The organism is bacterium endosymbiont of Bathymodiolus sp. 5 South (genome assembly GCF_900128535.1).
Taxonomy (GTDB): Bacteria; Pseudomonadota; Gammaproteobacteria; order PS1; family Pseudothioglobaceae; genus Thiodubiliella.
In genome coordinates this window covers 1-1,395 of record NZ_FQTR01000308.1, presented here as the reverse complement: position 1 = coordinate 1,395, position 1,395 = coordinate 1, and the positions used below count along the sequence as shown (strand labels likewise).

At 34.8% G+C, this 1,395-nt stretch carries 1 protein-coding gene; it reads left to right on the top strand.

Annotated features, from left to right (window positions below):
- Positions 1-1,246, top strand: a 1,246-nt coding sequence (locus BBROOKSOX_RS11045) for a site-specific DNA-methyltransferase (protein WP_139661864.1), incomplete at its 5' end; no start/stop codon positions are given.
- Positions 1,247-1,395: the final 149 nt, after the last annotated feature.

Genomic DNA, 1,395 nt, shown 5'->3' with positions numbered 1-1,395 from the left:
TAATTTTAATCATTCCACTTGGCTTACTTTTATGAAAAACCGCCTTGAAGTCGCACGGGATTTGTTGAGTGAAGATGGGGTTATTTTTGTGCAGTGCGATGATAACGAACAGGCTTATTTAAAGGTGCTAATGGATGAGATTTTTGGGCAGGTGAATTTTGCTGCTAACTTTATATGGAATCATAGAAAATCATCTCAAAATGATGTTGATGTTTCTTTATCGCATAATTACACACTAACTTTTGCAAAAAATCGTCAAACATTTAAACTAAACCCTTTAGAAATTGATAACACTAAGTTTTCCAATCCAGATAATGACGTTAGAGGGAATTGGATTGCAGACCCCTTTGATGCGCCAAATGTACGGGAAAATTTATCTTATGAAATAATCAACCCTAATACAAACAAAAGTCACTATCCACCTGCTGGAAGGCACTGGAGAATGTCTAAAGAAAAATATGAAAGAGCCTTAAATGATAATAGAATTATTTTTGGGAAAGCAGGTAAAACAAAGCCACAATATAAAAGATTTGAAAATGAAGCCAGGGAAAAAGGAGTAAATTCTTTTACTATTTGGGATTTTGTTGACACAGCAACAAAAGGAACAAAGGAATTAATGAAATTGTTTAACGGCAAGAAGTTTGCAACACCAAAACCAGAAAAACTTTTACAAAGAATTATCCACATAGCCACCAAAAAAGGCGACCTAGTGCTTGATTACCACCTAGGCAGTGGCACAACCTGTGCCGTTGCCCACAAAATGGGACGGCAATACATTGGCATTGAGCAAATGGATTATATCGAGGATATTGCCGTTAAAAGAATGCAAAAAGTCATCGGTACAACAGTCAAAAAAGACGGCGAATTATTAGACAGTGTGGATTTTGACAATGGTGGCATATCTAAAGCGGTTGATTGGCAAGGGGGTGGCGAATTTATTTATTTTGAACTTGATAAATACAACCAATCCTTTATTGACAAAATAGCCAAAGCCGATGAAAAATCTATTGTAAGTCTTTACAATGAAATAATCGACAAAGCCTTTTTAAATTATGATGTTGAAAGTGAAAAACTCATGCAAGAAAAAGCAGGTTTTAAGGCGTTGAGTTTAGGCGAACAGCAAGAGTTTTTAATCTCAATTCTTAATAAAAACCAGTTATATAAAAACCTATCAGAAATTGACGATAAAGATTTAGCGGTAGATGAAAAAACTAAGCACTTAAACAAGAATTTTTATGAGCAATAAATTAAGTATACAAGATGAATTAACCGAGTTTTTGCTTTATAACGATGGCAATGGCGATATTCGGGTAGAGACTTATTTACATAATGAAACGCTATGGCTTTCGCAAGTAAAAATTGCCCAATTATTTGGGGTGCAAGTGCCTGCGATTA